Annotated in this window: 19 protein-coding genes and 1 pseudogene; 15 read left to right on the top strand and 5 right to left on the bottom strand. The window is 48.2% G+C overall.

Features of this window, described 5'->3' with window-relative positions; genetic code table 11:
* The first annotated feature begins 12 nt into the window (after nucleotides 1-12).
* The 5 genes from dnaA to yidA all read left to right on the top strand — a co-directional run bounded on the left by dnaA (nucleotide 13) and on the right by yidA (nucleotide 7173).
* Entirely contained in the window at nucleotides 13-1410 is a 1398-nt protein-coding gene (gene dnaA / locus CPY98_RS00005; protein WP_071842595.1) for a chromosomal replication initiator protein DnaA, read from the top strand.
* 24 nt (nucleotides 1411-1434) lie between these two features.
* Nucleotides 1435-2535: a DNA polymerase III subunit beta gene (gene dnaN / locus CPY98_RS00010; RefSeq protein ID WP_025797343.1), complete on the top strand. Its 1101-nt coding sequence runs from the start codon at nucleotides 1435-1437 to the stop codon at nucleotides 2533-2535.
* A 159-nt stretch (nucleotides 2536-2694) separates the two neighbouring features.
* Nucleotides 2695-3771, top strand: a complete 1077-nt coding sequence (gene recF, locus CPY98_RS00015) for a DNA replication/repair protein RecF (protein ID WP_025797341.1) — start codon at nucleotides 2695-2697, stop codon at nucleotides 3769-3771.
* Nucleotides 3772-3801: 30 nt separating this feature from the next.
* Nucleotides 3802-6216 carry a DNA topoisomerase (ATP-hydrolyzing) subunit B gene (gene gyrB, locus CPY98_RS00020; protein ID WP_025797338.1) on the top strand — a complete coding sequence of 805 codons (2415 nt, stop codon included), beginning with the start codon at nucleotides 3802-3804 and terminating at the stop codon, nucleotides 6214-6216.
* Between the two features lie 141 nt (nucleotides 6217-6357).
* Nucleotides 6358-7173 carry a sugar-phosphatase gene (gene yidA, locus CPY98_RS00025; RefSeq protein ID WP_096385867.1) on the top strand — a complete coding sequence of 272 codons (816 nt, stop codon included), beginning with the start codon at nucleotides 6358-6360 and terminating at the stop codon, nucleotides 7171-7173.
* A 322-nt stretch (nucleotides 7174-7495) separates the two neighbouring features.
* Here yidA and CPY98_RS20960 read toward each other — a convergent pair.
* Nucleotides 7496-7688 (bottom strand): annotated as a pseudogene (locus CPY98_RS20960) (threonine/serine dehydratase); the annotation flags it as partial.
* 212 nt (nucleotides 7689-7900) lie between these two features.
* On the opposite strand from CPY98_RS20960, the gene CPY98_RS00035 reads away from it, so the two are divergent.
* The 7 genes from CPY98_RS00035 (at nucleotide 7901) to CPY98_RS00065 (ending at nucleotide 15023) form a co-directional block, all read left to right on the top strand.
* Nucleotides 7901-8599: a FadR/GntR family transcriptional regulator gene (locus tag CPY98_RS00035; protein ID WP_043489979.1), complete on the top strand. Its 699-nt coding sequence runs from the start codon at nucleotides 7901-7903 to the stop codon at nucleotides 8597-8599.
* The gene (locus CPY98_RS00040) at nucleotides 8596-9498 is read left to right on the top strand and encodes a 2-dehydro-3-deoxygalactonokinase (protein WP_043489981.1); all 903 of its coding nucleotides are present in this window, start codon (nucleotides 8596-8598) and stop codon (nucleotides 9496-9498) included. The genes CPY98_RS00035 and CPY98_RS00040 overlap by 4 nt, the downstream gene beginning before the upstream one ends.
* Nucleotides 9482-10099: a 2-dehydro-3-deoxy-6-phosphogalactonate aldolase gene (locus tag CPY98_RS00045; protein WP_043489983.1), complete on the top strand. Its 618-nt coding sequence runs from the start codon at nucleotides 9482-9484 to the stop codon at nucleotides 10097-10099. The genes CPY98_RS00040 and CPY98_RS00045 overlap by 17 nt, the downstream gene beginning before the upstream one ends.
* Nucleotides 10096-11244 carry a galactonate dehydratase gene (gene dgoD / locus CPY98_RS00050; RefSeq protein WP_096385870.1) on the top strand — a complete coding sequence of 383 codons (1149 nt, stop codon included), beginning with the start codon at nucleotides 10096-10098 and terminating at the stop codon, nucleotides 11242-11244. Before CPY98_RS00045 ends, dgoD begins: the two co-directional genes overlap by 4 nt.
* A 264-nt stretch (nucleotides 11245-11508) precedes the next feature.
* Nucleotides 11509-12801 carry an MFS transporter gene (locus tag CPY98_RS00055; protein WP_096385871.1) on the top strand — a complete coding sequence of 431 codons (1293 nt, stop codon included), beginning with the start codon at nucleotides 11509-11511 and terminating at the stop codon, nucleotides 12799-12801.
* A 109-nt stretch (nucleotides 12802-12910) separates the two neighbouring features.
* Nucleotides 12911-13672, top strand: a complete 762-nt coding sequence (locus CPY98_RS00060) for an EAL domain-containing protein (protein ID WP_043489990.1) — start codon at nucleotides 12911-12913, stop codon at nucleotides 13670-13672.
* A gap of 61 nt (nucleotides 13673-13733) precedes the next feature.
* Nucleotides 13734-15023, top strand: coding sequence for a DUF3748 domain-containing protein (locus CPY98_RS00065; protein WP_096385874.1), 1290 nt, complete (start codon nucleotides 13734-13736; stop codon nucleotides 15021-15023).
* Nucleotides 15024-15060: 37 nt separating this feature from the next.
* Here the strand turns inward: CPY98_RS00065 and CPY98_RS00070 are convergent, their stop codons facing one another.
* Entirely contained in the window at nucleotides 15061-15429 is a 369-nt protein-coding gene (locus tag CPY98_RS00070; RefSeq protein WP_072008136.1) for a YceK/YidQ family lipoprotein, read from the bottom strand.
* A 347-nt stretch (nucleotides 15430-15776) separates the two neighbouring features.
* On the opposite strand from CPY98_RS00070, the gene ibpA reads away from it, so the two are divergent.
* From ibpA to CPY98_RS00085, 3 genes are all read left to right on the top strand, one after another.
* The gene (gene ibpA, locus CPY98_RS00075; RefSeq protein WP_025797316.1) at nucleotides 15777-16190 is read left to right on the top strand and encodes a small heat shock chaperone IbpA; all 414 of its coding nucleotides are present in this window, start codon (nucleotides 15777-15779) and stop codon (nucleotides 16188-16190) included.
* A gap of 126 nt (nucleotides 16191-16316) precedes the next feature.
* Nucleotides 16317-16790 (top strand): small heat shock chaperone IbpB, encoded by a 474-nt coding sequence (gene ibpB / locus CPY98_RS00080; protein WP_096385876.1) that lies wholly within the window; start codon nucleotides 16317-16319, stop codon nucleotides 16788-16790.
* A 189-nt stretch (nucleotides 16791-16979) separates the two neighbouring features.
* On the top strand, nucleotides 16980-18263 hold the full coding sequence (locus CPY98_RS00085) for a valine--pyruvate transaminase (RefSeq protein ID WP_043489995.1): 1284 nt from the start codon (nucleotides 16980-16982) through the stop codon (nucleotides 18261-18263).
* Between the two features lie 61 nt (nucleotides 18264-18324).
* Here CPY98_RS00085 and CPY98_RS00090 read toward each other — a convergent pair whose 3' ends face one another.
* From CPY98_RS00090 to CPY98_RS00100, 3 genes are all read right to left on the bottom strand, one after another.
* Entirely contained in the window at nucleotides 18325-18693 is a 369-nt protein-coding gene (locus CPY98_RS00090; protein WP_043489998.1) for a YibL family ribosome-associated protein, read from the bottom strand.
* 115 nt (nucleotides 18694-18808) lie between these two features.
* The gene (locus CPY98_RS00095; RefSeq protein ID WP_227658341.1) at nucleotides 18809-19363 is read right to left on the bottom strand and encodes an MltR family transcriptional regulator; all 555 of its coding nucleotides are present in this window, start codon (nucleotides 19361-19363) and stop codon (nucleotides 18809-18811) included.
* A 165-nt stretch (nucleotides 19364-19528) separates the two neighbouring features.
* Nucleotides 19529-20686 (bottom strand): mannitol-1-phosphate 5-dehydrogenase, encoded by a 1158-nt coding sequence (locus tag CPY98_RS00100; protein WP_043490003.1) that lies wholly within the window; start codon nucleotides 20684-20686, stop codon nucleotides 19529-19531.
* Between the last annotated feature and the right edge of the window lie 16 nt (nucleotides 20687-20702).

A 20702-nucleotide genomic window follows, 5' to 3' on the forward strand; every position in this document is an offset into this window, starting at 1 on the left:
GTGGAGTCCGCCGTGTCACTTTCGCTTTGGCAGCAGTGTCTTGCCCGATTGCAGGATGAGTTACCTGCCACAGAATTTAGTATGTGGATCCGTCCTTTACAGGCGGAACTGAGTGACAACACCCTGGCGCTGTATGCTCCTAACCGTTTTGTATTGGATTGGGTTCGTGACAAATATCTCAACAACATCAACGGATTGTTGAATGATTTTTGTGGCAGCGATGCGCCGGTTTTACGTTTTGAAGTTGGCACCAAACCTGCGATGGCCATTCCGGCACAAAGCCCGGTTACGGCCAGCGTTTCTGCGCCTGTCATCCAGACCGCGGCTCGCAGTATTGCACCTATGCGTCCGAGCTGGGATAACTCACCGGCGCAGCCTGAACTGTCTTATCGCTCGAATGTAAATCCTAAGCATACGTTCGATAACTTTGTTGAGGGTAAGTCTAACCAACTGGCCCGCGCGGCGGCGCGTCAGGTGGCTGATAACCCTGGCGGCGCTTATAACCCGCTGTTTTTATATGGCGGCACCGGTTTAGGTAAAACTCACCTTTTGCACGCGGTGGGAAATGGCATTATGGCGCGCAAAGCCAATGCCAAAGTGGTGTATATGCACTCTGAGCGTTTCGTTCAGGATATGGTTAAGGCCCTGCAAAATAACGCGATCGAAGAGTTTAAACGCTACTATCGTTCTGTTGATGCTCTGCTTATTGATGATATTCAATTTTTTGCGAATAAAGAGCGCTCGCAGGAAGAGTTCTTCCATACCTTTAACGCACTGCTTGAAGGCAATCAGCAAATCATTCTGACGTCAGACCGCTATCCAAAAGAGATCAATGGCGTGGAAGATCGCCTGAAATCGCGCTTTGGTTGGGGATTGACCGTCGCTATCGAGCCGCCTGAATTAGAAACGCGTGTCGCTATTCTGATGAAAAAAGCCGATGAAAATGATATTCGCCTGCCGGGTGAAGTCGCCTTTTTCATCGCCAAGCGTCTACGCTCTAATGTGCGTGAACTTGAAGGCGCACTGAATCGCGTCATTGCGAATGCCAACTTTACCGGTCGCGCAATTACCATCGATTTCGTGCGTGAAGCATTGCGCGATCTGCTCGCTTTGCAGGAAAAATTAGTCACTATCGATAATATTCAGAAGACAGTCGCTGAGTATTATAAAATTAAGGTGGCCGATTTACTGTCTAAACGCCGTTCCCGCTCGGTTGCTCGCCCACGCCAAATGGCGATGGCGCTGGCAAAAGAGTTGACCAACCATAGCTTGCCGGAAATCGGTGATGCATTTGGTGGTCGTGACCATACTACGGTCTTGCATGCCTGTCGTAAGATTGAACAGCTGCGTGAAGAAAGCCACGACATCAAAGAAGATTTTTCTAATTTAATCAGAACGTTGTCATCCTAATCAAATAACAGTCATCGTAGCGATATGAAATTTATTGTTGAACGTGAACATCTGCTAAAGCCGTTGCAACAGGTAAGCAGCCCGCTGGGTGGCCGACCAACGTTGCCTATTCTTGGTAATCTGCTGCTGCAGGTTGAAGACGGCCATCTATTGCTGACAGGCACCGACCTTGAAATGGAAATGATCGCCCGTGTTCCTCTTGCTCAAGAGCATGAGACGGGTGCGACAACGGTTCCTGCGCGTAAGTTTTTTGATATTTGCCGTGGCCTACCAGACGGTGCGGAAATCACCGTGATATTGGATGGCGACCGCATGTTGGTTCGCTCTGGACGTAGCCGCTTCTCGCTGTCTACGCTGCCTGCCGCTGACTTCCCTAATCTCGATGATTGGCAGAGCGAGGTGGAATTTACTCTGCCTCAGGCAACGCTGAAAAAGCTGATTGAAGCCACGCAGTTCTCAATGGCTCATCAGGACGTGCGTTATTACCTGAACGGCATGTTGTTTGAGACCGAAGGCGAAGAGCTGCGTACCGTTGCGACCGATGGACATCGACTTGCCGTTTGCTCCATGCCTATTGGCCAGAGTTTGCCAAGTCATTCGGTGATCGTGCCGCGTAAAGGCGTGATGGAACTGTCTCGTTTGTTAGACGGTGGTGAAACACCGCTGCGCCTGCAAATTGGCAGCAATAACATTCGTGCTCACGTGGGTGACTTCATCTTTACCTCTAAGCTGGTTGATGGCCGTTTCCCTGACTATCGCCGCGTATTGCCGAAGAACCCGGACAAAACGCTAAAAGCTGGCTGTGACGAACTCAAGCAAGCATTTGCGCGTGCGGCGATTTTATCGAATGAAAAATTCCGCGGTGTTCGCCTCTATGTCAGCCATAACCAGCTGAAAATTACTGCGAATAACCCAGAGCAGGAAGAAGCGGAAGAAATTCTGGATGTGAATTACGAAGGCACCGATTTAGAAATTGGTTTCAACGTTAGTTACGTTCTGGATGTCCTCAACGCACTCAAGTGTGAAGACGTGCATATGTTACTGACTGACTCCGTATCTAGCGTTCAGATTGAAGACGCGGCGAGCCAGTCAGCAGCCTACGTAGTCATGCCAATGCGCTTATAACCATACCCGTCATACTTCGCGCTGCACGTGCGTTGGCTGCCTTCGCTCACCCCAGTCACTTACTTGTGTAAGCTCCTGGGGATTTGCTCAGTTGCCGCCTTCGTGCAACTCGAATTATTTAGGGTATACGAATGCTGGCTTTGCACGGAATAGCTTTTGATGGCTTTAACGCGTCTAACGATCCGCGATTTTCGCAATATTGAATCGGCGGATCTCTCTCCTGCTGAGGGATTCAACTTTCTGGTCGGTGCCAACGGTAGCGGAAAAACCAGCGTGCTCGAGGCTATTTATACGCTTGGGCACGGGCGGGCTTTTCGTAGTTTGCAGGCGGGAAGAGTGATCCGCCACGACCAGAATGAGTTTGTTCTACATGGTCGCATTGATACTGGTGCAGAACGCGAGCTGTCTGTCGGGCTGAGTAAAAGCCGTGCCGGTGATAGCAAAGTGCGTATTGATGGCAGCGATGGTCATAAAGTGGCGGAGCTGGCGCAGATGTTGCCGATGCAGCTTATTACGCCAGAAGGTTTTACCTTATTGAATGGCGGGCCAAAATTTCGGCGCGCTTTTCTCGACTGGGGCTGCTTTCATAGCGACCCCGGTTTCTTTGTTGCCTGGAGCAACCTTAAGCGGCTGCTAAAGCAGCGCAATGCGGCGTTAAGACAGGTAACCCGCTATGGACAACTACGTCCATGGGATCAGGAACTGATCCCGCTGGCAGAACGTATCAGCCAATTGCGAGCGCAATACAGCGCGGCGATTGCTGAAGATATCAGCGCAACATGCGCGCAGTTCTTGCCTGAATTTGCACTAACGTTTTCTTTCCAGCGTGGCTGGGATAAAGAGAGCGATTACGGAGAGTTGCTAGAGCGTCAATTCGAACGCGATAGAGCTCTGACCTATACCGCGGTTGGTCCACACAAGGCAGATTTCCGCATCCGGGCAGAAGGTACACCGGTTGAGGATTTGCTGTCGCGTGGGCAACTGAAGTTACTGATGTGCGCGCTGCGTTTGGCACAGGGTGAATATCTTACCCGCCACAGCGGTCGCCGTTGCCTTTACCTTATCGATGATTTTGCTTCTGAGCTGGATACGGGGCGCAGACGTTTATTAGCCGACCGATTGAAAGCCACTGGCGCACAGGTTTTTGTGAGTGCGGTGAGTGCAGAACAGGTCTCCGATATGGTTGATGAAAAGGGCAAGATGTTCCGCGTGGAACAGGGTAAAATAGCGGTTTAATCACAGTTTTTTAATGAGCGAGAAAGGCTGATGTCAAATACTTATGACTCCTCAAGTATCAAGGTATTAAAAGGGCTGGACGCCGTGCGTAAACGCCCGGGCATGTACATCGGTGATACCGATGACGGCACCGGTCTGCACCATATGGTATTCGAGGTGGTGGACAACGCGATTGACGAGGCGCTCGCTGGCTACTGTAAAGACATTATCGTTACCATTCATAGCGACAACTCAGTGTCGGTTCAGGATGATGGCCGTGGTATTCCTACTGGCCTACACGAAGAAGAAGGTGTGTCTGCTGCCGAAGTTATCATGACCGTGCTGCACGCCGGTGGTAAGTTCGATGATAACTCTTATAAAGTTTCCGGTGGTTTGCACGGCGTTGGTGTTTCCGTAGTTAACGCCCTGTCTGAAAAATTGGAATTGGTTATTCGCCGTGAAGGTAAAGTTCACGAGCAGACCTATGCGCACGGTGTTCCCCAGTTCCCGCTGAAAGTGGTTGGTGATACTGAAATTACCGGTACCACCGTACGTTTCTGGCCAAGCCTGCAGACATTCTCTAACCATACCGAATTCCAGTACGATATTCTGGCTAAGCGCCTGCGTGAGCTCTCCTTCTTGAACTCCGGCGTGTCTATTCGTCTGCGCGACAAACGTGACAACCGTGAAGATCATTTCCACTATGAAGGCGGTATCAAAGCGTTCGTAGAGTATCTGAATAAAAATAAAACCCCGATCCATCCAAACGTGTTCTATTTCTCAACCGTGAAGGATGATATCGGCGTTGAAGTTGCGCTTCAGTGGAACGATGGTTTCCAGGAAAACATCTACTGCTTTACCAACAACATTCCACAGCGTGATGGTGGTACTCATCTGGCCGGTTTCCGTGCTGCGATGACGCGAACCCTAAACAGCTATATGGAAAAAGAAGGCTACAGCAAGAAAGCCAAAGTTAGCGCCACCGGTGACGATGCGCGTGAAGGTTTGATTGCGGTGGTTTCTGTTAAGGTTCCAGATCCTAAGTTCTCATCTCAGACCAAAGACAAACTGGTTTCTTCTGAGGTTAAAACTGCCGTTGAAACGCAGATGAATGAACTGCTGGCTGAGTACCTGCAAGAAAACCCAGGCGATGCCAAAATCGTTGTGGGCAAAATTATTGATGCTGCGCGCGCGCGTGAAGCGGCTCGTAAAGCACGTGAAATGACGCGTCGTAAAGGTGCGTTGGATTTAGCCGGTCTGCCGGGCAAACTGGCTGACTGTCAGGAACGCGATCCTGCCCACTCTGAACTGTACTTAGTGGAAGGGGACTCTGCGGGCGGCTCTGCAAAACAGGGGCGTAACCGTAAGAATCAGGCGATTCTGCCGCTGAAAGGTAAAATCCTGAACGTCGAGAAAGCGCGTTTCGACAAAATGCTTTCTTCTCAGGAAGTTGCCACGCTGATTACCGCACTGGGTTGTGGTATCGGTCGCGACGAATATAACCCTGACAAGCTGCGTTATCACAGCATCATCATCATGACCGATGCCGACGTCGATGGCTCGCACATTCGTACGCTGCTATTGACCTTCTTCTATCGTCAGATGCCAGAAATTATCGAACGTGGTCATGTATTTATTGCTCAGCCTCCGCTGTATAAAGTGAAAAAAGGCAAGCAAGAACAGTACATTAAAGATGACGACGCGATGGATCAGTATCAGCTTTCTATCGCTTTGGATGGCGCTGAATTGCACATCAATGCCGATGCGCCAGCGATGTCTAACGAGCATTTAGAGAAGTTGGTGACCGAGCACTATCAGGTTCAAAAACTGATTGGTCGTATGGAGCGCCGTTATCCTAAGGCGTTGCTGAACCAGCTGATTTATCATCCAACGCTGGTAGAAGCCGATCTTGGCGATCAGGCTAAAGTGCAGCAGTGGATTGAATCACTGGTAAATACGCTGAACGAAAAAGAAGTTCACGGCAGCACCTACTCTGCGATTGTGACTGAAAACCGTGAGCGCCAGATGTTTGAGCCGTCGCTGCGTATTCGTACTCACGGGGTTGATACCGATTATCCTCTGGACTTCGAATTCATTCACGGTGCGGAATATCGCCGCATTTGCAACTTGGGTGGTACGTTGCGTGGTCTGATCGAAGAAGATGCGTTTGTTATGCGTGGCGAACGTCGCCAGCCAATTACCAGCTTCGAACAGGCGTTGGAATGGTTGGTGAAAGAGTCCCGCCGTGGCCTCGCTATCCAGCGTTACAAAGGTTTGGGTGAAATGAACCCTGAACAGCTGTGGGAAACCACCATGGATCCGCAGAGCCGTCGTATGCTGCGTGTTACCGTGAAAGACGCTGTGGCTGCTGACCAGTTATTCACTACGTTGATGGGCGATGCGGTTGAACCTCGCCGTGCATTTATCGAAGAGAATGCGCTGCGCGCTGCAAACCTCGACTTCTAATTTCAGAAGAACGACAAAAGGGACGATTTATCGTCCCTTTTTTTATGCTTTTGTTCCTCGTTTTTGCCTCGCATAAGCAATGACAACCTGACCTAGATTGATTACCGTTACACTATTATTCTGACCCGAAGGGAAAATGTGATGTCGATTAAATTGATTGCCATAGATTTGGATGGAACCCTGCTTAATAACGATCGGATGGTGGCTCCTGCGGTGAAACAGGCTATTTTGGCGGCCAAAGCGCAAGGCGTGCATGTGGTGTTAGCGACCGGACGTCCATTTATCGGCGCACAGCAATATCTGCGTGAATTGGAGTTGGATACCGCCGGATGCTACTGCCTCTGCAACAATGGTGGTCTGATTGTTCATGCCGAAAACGGGGAACCTTTATTTGAAACCCTGCTTGATAATGCCGACTATTTATACCTCGAATCGCTATCGCGTCAGGTCGGTTCACATTTCCACGCGCTCGATCACCACAAGCTGTATACCGCCAACCGTGACGTCAGTAAATATACCGTTCATGAATCGTTTATTACCGGCATTCCTCTGCATTTCTGCCCAGCGGATGAAATGGATAAAAGCATTCGCTTCCCAAAAGTGATGATGATCGACCATCCTGAAGTGCTTGATGCTGCGATTGCCCGCATTCCACCGGAAGCGTATGAACGCTATACCATGATGAAAAGCAGTCCGTATTTCCTCGAAGTATTGAACAAAGATGCAGACAAAGGGAAAGGCATTGCTCGTTTGGCGCAGTATCTGAATATTCCACGCGAAAACGTGATGTGCATTGGCGATCACGGCAATGACCTAGCCATGGTGGAATACGCCGGCGTGGGTGTTGCCATGGGTAACGCCGAGCCAGCAATTAAAGACGCCGCCCAATTTGTTACCACAACGAATCAGGAAGATGGCGTTGCTGTAGCGATCAATAAGTTTGTATTGGGGAAATAAAATACTTATTTAGCCTTCAATGACAATTAAGCCGCAGAATGTTGGTTTTGAGCTTCTCGGCACGTTACCTGACAGCCGAATGAATCATGAAGGTTAGGATTCGCCGACAGGGATGTCGGCGAAAGAACGGAGGAGCCAGGATGGCGATTGCCGTTCGTTCCGTTAAACCGTAATGATGAAATGAGGGAACCCGCGGAGCGGGCTGGAAGGTGGTGCCAAGCCGAGGTGTTGGAGGGCGGCGATTGGCCCTCCAACTCGGACGCCTGCACGGAGGTGATGTAATACTTGGTGCTATAGGCGTTCGAAACCTTTCACGGAAGCTTTATGCTACGGCCTTCAAATAATTATCCAACACGATGTTTTTACCGCGCATAACAACCGCAATTTTTTTGCCCTGATATTCAGCTGCTCATTTCATCAACACCTGTGCCCCCTTCAATCATCCAGCGATCGGTAACGGCAATAAGCTTCATGGCCCGTTTAATCTCTTCTTCACTGATCAACACCCGATTATTTCCGTTTGTGGTGAGGGGGTTTTAGCCACGGCGTAAAACGAAATTGTATTGTCTATTTTGTGATCCAAATTGTAGTACTAAATTATAATTTAACACTACAATCTTGAGGTGGTTATGAGTTAGCGTTTTGGTTTTGTACTGCATTAGTGCAGTTATTTTGCTCACTTAACGGTAAAGTAGGGGGAATGTTACGAGCCTCTAAGTGGAAAATCATGAACAAAACTGAATTGAGTAAAACCGATCGCATTATTGCTGAGATTGGTCAGCAGATTATCAGTGGGAAGTATGTACCTGGCTCATCTCTGCCGTCAGAGGCTGAGATGTGTGAGGAGTTCCAAACCTCGCGCAACATTATTCGCGAAGTGCTGCGAGCGCTTACGGCGAAACGGTTGGTTGAGGTGAAGCGCTATCGCGGTGCTTTTGTGGCTGCGCGTAATCAATGGAACTACCTGGATACTGACGTGCTGCAGTGGGTACTTGCCAATGATTATGACCCTCGTCTGATTAGTGCATTGAGTGAGGTGCGTAATTTGGTTGAACCTGCTATTGCCCGCTGGGCTGCTGAAAGGGCGACCTCCAGCGAACTGGCGACAATAGAGGCCGCGCTGAATGATATGAACCAGCATCATCAAGATTTTAATGCATTTAACGAGGCTGATATTCGCTTCCACGAAGCCGTATTGTCCTCAGTACATAACCCTGTTTTACAGCAGTTAAATGTAGCAATTAGCTCACTACAACGGGCGGTTTTTGAGCGTACGTATATGCCTGATGAGGGCAATATGCCAATAACGCTGCGCGAGCATCAGGCTCTTTACGATGCAATTCGTCATCAGAATGCGGATGCAGCAGAACAGGCAGCGCTTGCAATGATTGCGAGTTCGACGAGGAGATTAAAGGATGAGACATGAATGAAAGTTTTATAGCGATTGATTGGGGATCAACCAATCTCCGTGCATGGCTTTATAAGCAAGGGTTATGCATGGATTCTCTTAATTCAGAATCTGGCGTAACCCGTTTGCAAGGGCAAACTCCGCAGCAGGTTTTTTCTCGCCTTATGCAGCCTTGGTTTCAGGAATATGGCGAGCTACCCACGCTAATGGCTGGAATGGTGGGGAGCAATGCAGGATGGCAAGCGGTCCCTTATCTACCTTGCCCTGTTTCACTGGGTGAAATAGCGCATCATCTTACCCCTGTCCACTCACCGAATATGCCCAGCATCCACATTATTCCGGGGCTATGCATCGATCGCTCTGACAATGCCAACGTGATGCGGGGAGAGGAAACACAGCTTATCGGCGCGCACCAAATGCACGCATCCTCTCGCTATGTTATGCCTGGCACCCACAGTAAATGGGTACATCTATCGGGTGACTGCGTTGATGACTTCCGCACAGTGATTACCGGCGAGCTGCATTATTTGCTGCTACAGCACGGCCTCATCGGCGTGGGTATTGGTGAACAATTGGCTTCTCCAAAGGCGTTCCGTGAGGGAATGGAGACAGGATTCAATGATGCCAATATTTTGCGCTGTTTATTTGAAACACGCGCTGCGCATCTGCTGGGAAGAAGAGACAAAAACACGGTAAGCGATTGGCTATCTGGCGTATTAATTGGCAACGAAGTTGCCCAGATGCAGCAGGATTATGCATTGTGCTCCCACGATGATATTACGCTGATCGGTAGCCAAAAATTGACCGAGCGCTATGCACAGGCGCTGGCGTTCGCCGGTATTAATTACCAAACGCTCGAAGGGGATGTGGCGTTTCAGGCTGGGATAAGGAGTGTTGCAAATGTCTTGGGTTACTAATCTGCCGTTGATTGCCATCTTGCGCGGAATTAAGCCGCAAGAGGTTGAAGCCCATATCACCGCGTTATTAGACGCTGGATTTGATGCCATAGAGATCCCGCTAAATTCACCGGAGTGGGAAAAAAGTATCGCACTGGCGGTGACGCTGTTTGGACACCAAGCGCTAATTGGCGCTGGCACCGTATTAAAACCAGAACACGTTGAGCGGTTACATACGTTGAACAGCAAGTTGGTTGTAACGCCAAACACAGAGCCTGACGTTATTCGCCGTGCGGTTGAGTGCCAGATGTTGGTCTGTTGCGGATGCGCCACGGCGACAGAGGCGTTTCATGCGATCGATGCAGGCGCTCAGGCGTTGAAGATTTTTCCTTCGGCGGCATTTGGGCCTGATTATGTGAAAGCGCTTAAGGCGGTTCTTCCTGCCGAAATCCCTGTATTTGCCGTTGGTGGCGTGACGCCGGAAAACCTCCATGAATATCTTAACGCAGGCTGCATTGGTGCGGGTTTAGGCAGTGATTTGTACCGTGCAGGGCAGAGCGTAGAGCGAACCCATCAGCAAGCGAAGGCTTTCGTGAAAGCATATAAGGATGCAGCGCAATGAAAATTACCAAATTAACTACCTACCGTTTACCGCCAAGATGGATGTTTTTAAAAATAGAAACCGATGAAGGCATCGTTGGTTGGGGTGAGCCCGTTATTGAGGGCAAAGCGAAAAGCGTTGAAGCCGCAGTACACGAGCTAGGTGAATTTATCATTGGGCAAGATCCCGCGCGCATTAATGATATTTGGCAAATGCTTTACCGTGGCAGCTTTTATCGCGGCGGCCCTATTTTAATGAGCGCTATTTCAGGTATTGATCAGGCGCTATGGGACATTAAAGGCAAAGCATTGGGCGCACCGGTTTACCAACTGCTTGGCGGATTAGTTCGTGACAAAATTAAAGCCTATAGCTGGGTTGGTGGCGATCGGCCATCTGATGTCATTGATGGTATTAAAAAACTCACGGCGGCTGGATTTGATACCTTTAAGCTCAACGGCTGTGAAGAAATGGGCATTATTGATAACGCCCGCAAAGTGGATGCCGCGGTTGAAGTTGTGGCAGAAATCCGAGCAGAATTTGGCAATCGCATTGAGTTTGGTTTGGATTTTCATGGCCGCGTTGATGCGCCGATGGCAAAAATCCTTATTAAAGAGTTAGAGCCTTATCGCCCTCTGTTTATCGAAGAGCCCGTATTAGCTGAGCAAGCTGAATATTACTCTCGTCTTGCGGCTCAAACACATATCCCTATTGCCGCGGGTGAGCGCATGTATTCACGCTTTGATTTTAAACGTGTATTGGCTGACGGCGGTTTGGCAATTGTACAGCCCGATCTTTCTCATGCAGGTGGTATTACCGAGTGCTTCAAAATTGCCGCTATGGCTGAATCCTATGATGTTGCGCTTGCGCCACATTGTCCTTTAGGCCCGATTGCGCTGGCTTCCTGCTTACATTTGGATTTTGTGGCTCGTAATGCCGTACTACAAGAACAAAGCATGGGAATTCACTATAACCAAGGTGCTGAACTGCTTGATTACGTGGTGAATAAAGAAGATTTCAATATGGTTGATGGCCATTTTTATCCATTAAATAAGCCCGGTCTTGGCGTTGAAATTAATGAAGAAATGGTGAGAGAACGCAGTAAAAATGCACCTGACTGGCATAATCCGGTTTGGCGGTATCCCGATGGCGCCATCGCCGAATGGTGATCAGCCTTCGTAATTGAACTTGTATCTGTGTTGGCTGCGTTCGCTTACCCGAATCACTTACTTGAGTAAGCTCATCGGGATGCTCTCACTTGCCGCCTTGATACAACTCCAATTTCATTGGCTGCTCGTAGGCGTTAAATATATAAACAAATAATAAATATTAAATGGCGTATCTTTCTCGCTGGGGATCGTGACGCCTAAAGTCGGCGTTAAATAATTACGCCATTCAAATATATATACTCCGATATTATAAGTGAGAAGAATATGAGTGATATAACACTGTCTTCTGTCCCTACAAAAATGCGTTATTTAACGCTATTAATGATTTTTATTACCGTCGTAATTTGTTATGTCGATCGTGCTAATTTGGCCGTTGCCTCTGCGCATATTCAAGCGGAGTTTGGCATTAGTAAATCAGAGATGGGATATATTTTCTCGGCGTTTGCATGGACATACACATTATGCCAAATACCGGGCGGGCGCTTTCTCGATCGCATGGGAGCTAAGACAACCTATTTTATCGCTATTATGGGATGGTCTATTGGAACCTTATTCCAAGGTTTTGCCAACGGGCTGGTATCGCTGATCACCCTGCGTGCGGTAACCGGCATGTTTGAAGCTCCGGCTTTTCCAACCAATAACCGCATTGTCACTAGCTGGTTCCCTGAGCAAGAGCGTGCGTCTGCGGTAGGGTTTTATACGTCTGGGCAATTTGTGGGTTTAGCGTTTTTAACCCCTTTGCTGATTTGGTTACAAGAGAAAACCAGCTGGCACTGGGTATTTATCGTGACGGGTGCAATTGGTATTCTGTGGGCTCTGATATGGCGCTTTGCCTATCAGGCTCCACGTAAAAGTAAGTTCGCCAATCAGGCCGAGATTAACCATATTGCTAACGGTGGGGGCATGGTTGATGGCGACGTTGCGACAGGAAAAAAAGAGGCTGCGCCTTTAACGACGGCAGACTGGAAGCTGGTGTTCCATCGCAAGTTAGTGGGGGTTTATATTGGCCAGTTCGCCATTGCCTCAACGCTATGGTTTTTCCTAACCTGGTTCCCGAATTACCTCACTCAAGAAAAGCATATTACCGCGCTGACCGCTGGTTTTATGACAACGGTGCCGTTTATGGCTGCATTTTTTGGGGTGATCCTTTCAGGTATTGTGGCGGATAAATTACTGAAAAGCGGTAAGTCGATTGGTTTTGCGCGCAAAACTCCTATTATCTGTGGCCTGTTGTTATCCACCTGCATTATTGGTGCGAATTATACCAATGACCCTATGTGGATTATGATCCTGATGGCAGTGGCATTCTTCGGCAACGGATTTGCGTCTATTACGTGGTCGCTGATTTCATCTTTGGCACCGATGCGGTTAATTGGGCTTACCGGAGGTGTGTTTAATTTCATTGGCGGCTTAGGCGGCATTACCGTTCCATTGGTGGTGGGATATTTGGCTCAATATTATGGTTTTGCACCTTCGTTAACCTACATTGCCTCTGTGGCATTGATTGGTGCTCTCTCATACATATTCTTAGTCGGGGATGTGAAACGTATCGACTGATATTCAAATCACATCATTAATAAGACTTTTCTAAATAGCGCTATTTCATTAAGTTTTCCAGCCGACGTGTCGCCTCTAACCTAGATTGGACACTCGGCTGGAACCCGCAATGGAAAAAAGTGCAAATTTTGTTATAAAAAAAGTGATGGAAAATAGCCTTAACCTAACGGTAGATATTTTCTTACAGCCAGTTTTCGATCTCTCTAGCTTTAAATGTGTAGGGGCAGAGGTTTTAGTTCGAGGTTTTTATCGTCGCAATATTGTTGCGCCAAATTTATTTATTCATCAGCTAGAAGAGAATGGCGGCATAATTTGTTTAGGTAGTTATGTTATTGATCAGACGTTTAAATATATGTCTGAAGTTTTGATCCCCAATAATTTCCTCTATATCCTGAGCGTCAATATTTCGCTTGTGCAACTTAATGAGCAAGGATTTGCACAAACCGTTATCCAATTGGCTGAAAAATATAAAATTCCTGCTGATAGAGTGATGCTTGAACTGACTGAAACGCAGGGGCATCCCGATATCAATGGGCAACATAATGCCGCTCAGCTACAAGAATATGGTTTTCTGCTGGCTTGGGATGACGTGACCAGCGCTGACGAAGCTGAGCAAAAAATGAAGCTGGTAAAAACAGACTTCATAAAGCTCGATCGATCTTGTTTCAAGAAAGGCGCGATGGATGAAACGCTTAAATTGATTGATAAGGCACAGTCGCTTGATACTGACGTGGTTGCTGAAGGTATTGAAACTTTTGCACAAACATCACTGATGTTAAAACATGGCGTTAGGCTGGCTCAGGGCTTTTTGTTCTCACGTCCGTTGAACAAAGATGATTTCAACGAGGAATACATCCGTAGGCTTCAGTGATCGAAAACTCCGCTTAGTTTATGCTAATGAGATATGCGTTACCTTGCTAAAGGAATCTATCATGTCTCGCTATGCTGAAAAGCAACTCACATTTGATCCGCGTGGGCACCAGCTCACCAACATTAATATTTGGACACCAGACAGTGAGTGGCTGGCATACGATGTACGGCCTAGCGGTGCCTCTTTTACCGGGCTGTGCATTGAGCGTGTGAATGTTCATGATGGACGTGTGGAAGTCGTTTACCGCGCACAGCATGGCGCACATGTTGGCGTGGTGACGGTAAGCCCTCAACAACCCACACGCTACGTTTTTATTCATGGTCCAGAGCATCCAGATGCCCACTGGCATTATGATTTCCATCATCGGCGCGGCGTGATTGTCAGTGAGCCAGACAGAGAATTGGCCGAAACGCTTGATGCGATGGATATTACCGAGCCTTATACCGCAGGCGCCCTACGCGGTGGAACGCATGTCCATGTGTTTAGCCCAGATGCCACTCGTCTGAGTTTTACCTATAACGACCATGTTATGCATGAAAAAGATGTGGCGCTCGATCAGCGTAATGTGGGTATTGCTATACCTTTGCATGCGGTTAATGTGCCGAAACAACATCCACGCGAATATGACGGCAGCCACTTTTGTGTTCTGGTGAGCCAAACTACGCTTAACCCTGAGGTAGGAAGCGACCAGATTTCTCGTGCCTATGAAGAGGGATGGATTGGTAATGAGGGCTATCTAAAGCCAGACGGGACCCGCCAGCGCTGGGCTTTGGCTTTTATCGGCGATACCGTTGGTGATAAAGGCGCTAAAGTTCCTGAGATCTTTATCGTTGATCTGCCAGAGCAAAACGCAGCCTATTCGCAGGCGGGAAAATACCCATTGCAAGGCACCGTAGATAGGTTGCCGGCGCCGCCTGCAAACGTACATCAGCGTCGAATTACCTTCACTCATCAGCGCATTTTCCCTGGAATTGCAACGACACCACGCCATTGGCTGCGTTCTTCACCAAACGGTGCCGAAATTGCTTTCCTGATGCAAGATGATGCGGGTGTGGTTCAGCTTTGGACTATTTCGCCTAATGGTGGAGAGCCACGGCAGATAACGCACGGGAAGCATTCCGTGCAGTCGGCATTGAGTTGGCATCCTGATGGGGAGTCGCTGTTTTTCGTGATGGATAATAGCGTTGTGCGATGCAAAGTACATTCAGGCGAAATCACTCGTCTAACAATACGTTCAGAGCAACCACCGTGCGCGGAGGCCGTGGTGGTTTCCCCCGATGGAAACCACGTTGCATTCATGCGTGAGATTGCAGGCTGGCCACAAATTTTTATGGTGAACTTAAACGGATAATGACGCCCAAGCTTTCTGTTTGGGGATGATTTCAGTTCTATTCATAATGCGGAGCGGCATTGTCCTGAACGGTATAGTTCGGGGCAACATTGTTGACTCCGCTGGTTTGCTCGTCGCGCAAAACGCGCGCACGCGGAGAATCATCTTCTGGATTTGAGCCTGAACGATAGTAGTCGTAAGGCAATAGCAGCGTATCCACTACGGCAGAAAACGGTAGATCCAGAGCAAGAAGCGGTGTCATCGCCCAACCAGTATCATCATCTTTGATCATTTTGATGTCATTTTTGGCACCAGAATAATAACCCTGACTCGGTCCAACACGGGTCATGACGCTGGAACAGCCTCCCGCAAGCAGCGTGGTGCCAGCAAGCAGAGTTATCGTCAAGCATCTAATCCGTTGTCTCATAAATCCATCCCAATAATGGCTGCACTGTGCTTAAGCCAGAGTTGTTGAGTTATAGCATCTGTGCCGAGAAACTGGCAAAACCATCCGTTGGCTCTGTGGCAGCTATCTCACTTCACAAAAATAGTGTACCTGATTGTATCTTGCCTGTTTATGACAGTGATTTGAACAATTCGTGCGCTCTCATAAAAATTAAATTTTTACGCTTGAAAAATTTCGCACCGACTCCATCTTATTAGCAGGCCGATGAGAAATATGCCGTAAGGGTGTTTCTGGCTTAATGATTATATAGTCTGTCCATGATGGAAGATTATTTTTTCCTCGCTGATTTTATTAGGAGGCATATTTTTATGCGCAACTACGATTTATCTCCACTTTATCGCTCTGCTATCGGCTTCGACCGTTTATTTAACCTGATTGAGTCAGGTCAAAATCAGTCTAACGGGGGATACCCTCCTTACAACGTTGAGCTGGTAGATGACAATCACTATCGCATTTCTATTGCGGTTGCTGGTTTTGCTGAGCATGAGTTGGATATCACTGCGCAAGCTAATACGCTGATTGTTAAAGGCTCTCATGAGCAATCAGACAAAGAACGCACCTATTTATATCAAGGTATCGCCGAGCGTAACTTTGAACGTAAATTCCAATTGGCTGAACATATTCAAATTAAAGGTGCCAACTTGGAAAATGGGCTGTTATATATCGATTTAGAGCGCATTGTTCCAGAAACATTGCAGCCACGTAAGATTGAAATTAAGTAATTAACTGTAGCTAATAGTTGTTAAAGATCAAATTAAATAGCCTGCCTACGGGGGGCTTATGGTCGGCTGTGATACATTGATAAAGCAGCCGTAAATAATATCTCGCTTCTTAGAAGGAGTTTATATATGCGTAATCACGATCTTTCTCCATTACTTCGTCAGTGGATTGGCTTCGATAAATTGGCCAATGCGATGCAAAGCGGACTAGAGCCTCAAGGGTTCCCTCCATACAACATCGAGAAAAGTGACGATAACCACTATCGCATCTCTCTGGCATTGGCCGGGTTTAAGCAGAGCGAACTGGATATTGAAGTTGAAGGCCCGCGCTTAACCGTGCGTGGTAATCCAACCCATCCGGAAAAACCGGTAGAGTATTTACATCAGGGGCTGGTTTATAAGGCGTTCGACTTAACCTTTACCTTGGCTGAACATCTCACCGTAGATGGCGCTAAGTTTGAAAATGGGCTGTTGAATATCGATCTGGTGCGTAATGTACCGGAAGCGTTGCAGCCTCAGCGTATTGCTATCGGTGGGCAAACAGCAACTCCAGCACTGGAGCAGGCCCAGACCCCAGCAAGTGACGCTGAAACCAGTAACTAATAAGCATCTCTGATCTACCCCTCTCTAATCATTCTTTGGCGCAGGAAACTGCGCCCTTTTTTTATTCTGTATATTACGTTTTATGTAGAATTATATAAAAAACCGATAATTTTATGCGGGTTGTTCGTACAGGGTGTAGCAGGTATGGTGTCGGTTGTCTTTTCCTAATAATTACCTGTGATTGCTATCATGACTTTTTCTGTATTTGGCGACAAATTTACCCGCTACGCGGGGATCACCCGTTTGATGGACGATCTGAATGATGGCCTGCGTACGCCGGGCGCCATAATGCTTGGCGGCGGTAATCCGGCTAAAATCCCTCAGATGACGGATTATTTCACTCAACTTTGTGCGGATATGTTGAATGAAGGCAAACTCACCGATGCGTTGTGCAACTATGATGGCCCACAGGGTAAAGATGCGCTGTTGCAGGCGTTGGCCAAAATGCTGCGCGATGAGTTTGGATGGCAAATAGAAGCACAAAATATTGCACTAACAAACGGCAGTCAAAGCGCGTTTTTCTACTTATTCAATTTGTATGCCGGGCGTCTTTCTGACGGTTCTCGTCGTCGGGTTTTGTTCCCATTGGCACCCGAATATATTGGTTATGCCGATGCTGGGTTAGACGAAGATTTGTTTGTTTCAGCGAAACCCACTATCGAGCTATTGCCTGAAGGCCAGTTTAAATATCACGTTGATTTTGACCATCTCAATATTGGCGATGACGTCGGGCTGATTTGCGTTTCTCGTCCGACTAACCCAACGGGGAATGTTTTAACCGACGAAGAGCTTATTCGCCTTGATGCTTTAGCTCAGCAGCGCAACATTCCGCTGTTGATCGATAACGCCTACGGTTTACCGTTCCCAGGAATTATCTTTTCTGATGTGAATCCGTTGTGGAACCCTAATATTATTCTGTGCATGAGCCTGTCGAAGTTGGGGCTACCGGGTTCTCGCTGCGGCATCGTGATTGCTGATGAAAAAGTGATCAGCGCAATCAGTAACATGAACGGGATTATCAGCCTTTCCCCGGGCAGTCTTGGTCCCGCTATTGCGCTTGAGATGATTGAGCGTGGTGATTTGCTGCGTCTATCCAACGAGGTGATTAAACCGTTTTATCGCCAGCGTGTAGAGCAGACGATCGAAGTGATTCGTCGCTACTTACCGGAAGAGCGCTGTTTGATTCATAAACCAGAGGGCGCGATTTTCCTGTGGCTATGGTTTATCGATCTGCCGATCAGCACGGAGATTTTATACCAGCGGCTGAAACAGCGCGGCGTATTGATGGTGCCAGGGCACTATTTCTTCCCTGGGTTGGAGCACGAGTGGCCGCATACGCATCAGTGCATGCGCATGAACTATGTCCCTGAACCGGATCAAATCGAGAAGGGGGTGCAGATTCTTGCGGAAGAGGTTGAACGCGCACATCAAGAAGATGCGGGTAAGAAGAAACGCTACGTCGGTAAACGGTAGTTAACCGCGTGATAAAACAAACCCCGCAATAGCGGGGTTTGTTTTAGCTAAGAGTAAAAGATTAGAACTCTTTTTTCGCGTAGCCAGTAACCACTTTCAAGCCCATTTCACGGCCTAGCGCCGTCATTGGATGAACCACCTCGATACCACGTACGGCCTTTTTCAACGATCCCATATCAGCCTGTTCTTTTTTGGTGATTTCACGGCTGAATGGCATCTTTAAAAGCTGCTGTGCTTTGGTGCTGAAATGGCTTGCTTGAACGGCACGCAGGCGCTCAATCTCTGCGCTCAATTTTTCTTGCTCGGTGCGGTTCTCATCTAGCGCGTGCGTCGTTACAGAATCAATCTCTTGTAACAGCAGGCCAGCTTCTTTACGACGCAGTGCGTCCAGCTTGTCGCTCAGGCGTTTAATTTCTGCTTTTTCTTTCATGACATATCTTCCGGTCATCAATACTTTTAGGGATTAGGAGATAGTTTAACAGCTGTCGGCGTTAATGTGGCGATTGGCTGAAAAGAAGACGCCCCAGTCTTGAAAACTGGGGAGATTAGAAGGCTTTCTTATGGCACAAACGAGTGACTAAATCGGTGATACTGAGCACCAGCGTTGAACGAACCATTTGTTGATAACGTTGCTCCTGCATATTCACTAGCAGATCATCAACAACGTCTTCGGGCAGATGAAGCGTGGGCTGCGGAGGAAGTGCGGTCATGCTATGTAGCATGTTGATTGGCCCGAGTATTTCATCATCGGTGAAGCTATAGATTTTGTTCTCATGCTTTAATTCGTTGTTGAGGGCGAGTAGAAGCTCTACGTCTTCATATTCATCACGGCTAATCACGCCTAGCGCGTAGATAAGCTTTAGCCGCACGGGCAAATCAGCAAGTGGACCGCTTCCTTCCAGTAGGGGCTCCACCGCATATTTCACCGCATAGTCATCTTTACGAAAGGCTTGAAGAACCAAAAGATCTACCGCTTCGGCGAGCAGCCCTACGGTGGCCTGAATAAAACCCGCCACCGTTTGTCGAGCGTTTAGGCGCTCAAGAATGCGGTTTTCAAAAGCCTGGCTTTTATAAAGGTCAGATTCTTCCATGGTTGCCATAGTCGTTGCTTCACTTGCCGAATATCGTTGCTTTTCTGGGGCGGCGACACTCGGAAGTTCCCTTTCTCTTTCAGGTTGTGCACTGTTACGCACGCGATTTAATTTCATTTTACCCTTCTCATTTGGAGTTGCCGCTTCGCCGCAACTCCAACCATATGGGTTACATCATGCTTTGCGCTGCATGGCGTTATACACATTAGCGATCTGTGCGACAAGTTCTGGCTGATCTTCCAGCTCACAAACTTGCGCCACGGTGTTGCTCACGCCTATTTCGTCAAGGAGCGTTGTCATTTCTAACGCCTGAGGATCTTGATGACTGCGGTAGCTCAGGGCGGCGGCAATACCGATGATTAAATTGTGGTTGGTAAGACCGTATTCAAGCGTTCCTCGTAACGGCTTGATCAGGCGATCGCCGGCGCTAAGTTTACGCAGTGGTTGGCGCCCAACACGTTCGACATCATCATGCAGGTAAGGGTTTTCAAAACGGCCAAGAATTTTTTCGATATAGGCCGCATGTTGCTGGGGATCAAAACTGTAGCGCTTGATGAGTACCGCTCCGCTTTCTTCCATCGCGCCTTTTACCACGGTACGAATGGCGGGATCGAGAATAGCCTCGCGAATGGTTTGATAGCCTGCGAGCTGACCCAGATAAGCAGTGATTGCATGCCCGGTGTTAAGAGTGAAGAGTTTACGCTCAACGTAAGCCATTAAGTTAGCGGTAGACTCCATTCCTGAAATTTGCGGTAACTGGCCTTTGAACTGTGTGCTATCAACGATCCACTCGCTGAAGGTTTCAACCGTGACCTCTAACGGGTCGTCGTTCGCTGCGGCGCTCGGTGGCACGATGCGGTCTACCGCAGAATCGACAAAGCCGATGTGCTCTTCTACCCAAGCATGAAGCTCGACGGGCATTGCCTCAAGGACATGCTGCTTGAGCTGGCTAGTGCCACGCACCATGTTTTCGCACGCAATGATATTCATGGGCTGTTGGTTACCATTGCTGTGACGAGCCATTAATCCCTGCGCCAGCGTATGGGCAATTTTACTAAGAACCTGCGGGCCAACGGCGGTGGTGATGATATCTGCTTGTGCAATTTGTTGAATGGCATCAGCGCTGTTGCTATGAATGGCGCTTACGCGGTTAACCTGTTCGACGCGCGCATTTTCACCCACGACGTTGACCTGATAGCTTTGCTGGTGAGCAAGCTGATCGACCAACGGCTGGTTTACGTCTGCAAAAGTGAGTTCCGCCTGTGCATCTGCCAATAATTTACCAATAAAGCCACGACCGATATTACCTGCACCAAAATGAATCGCTTTCATATTTTTGACCTCAAAC

The organism is Hafnia sp. CBA7124, from assembly GCF_002355555.1.
Classification (GTDB): domain Bacteria; phylum Pseudomonadota; class Gammaproteobacteria; order Enterobacterales; family Enterobacteriaceae; genus Hafnia; species Hafnia alvei.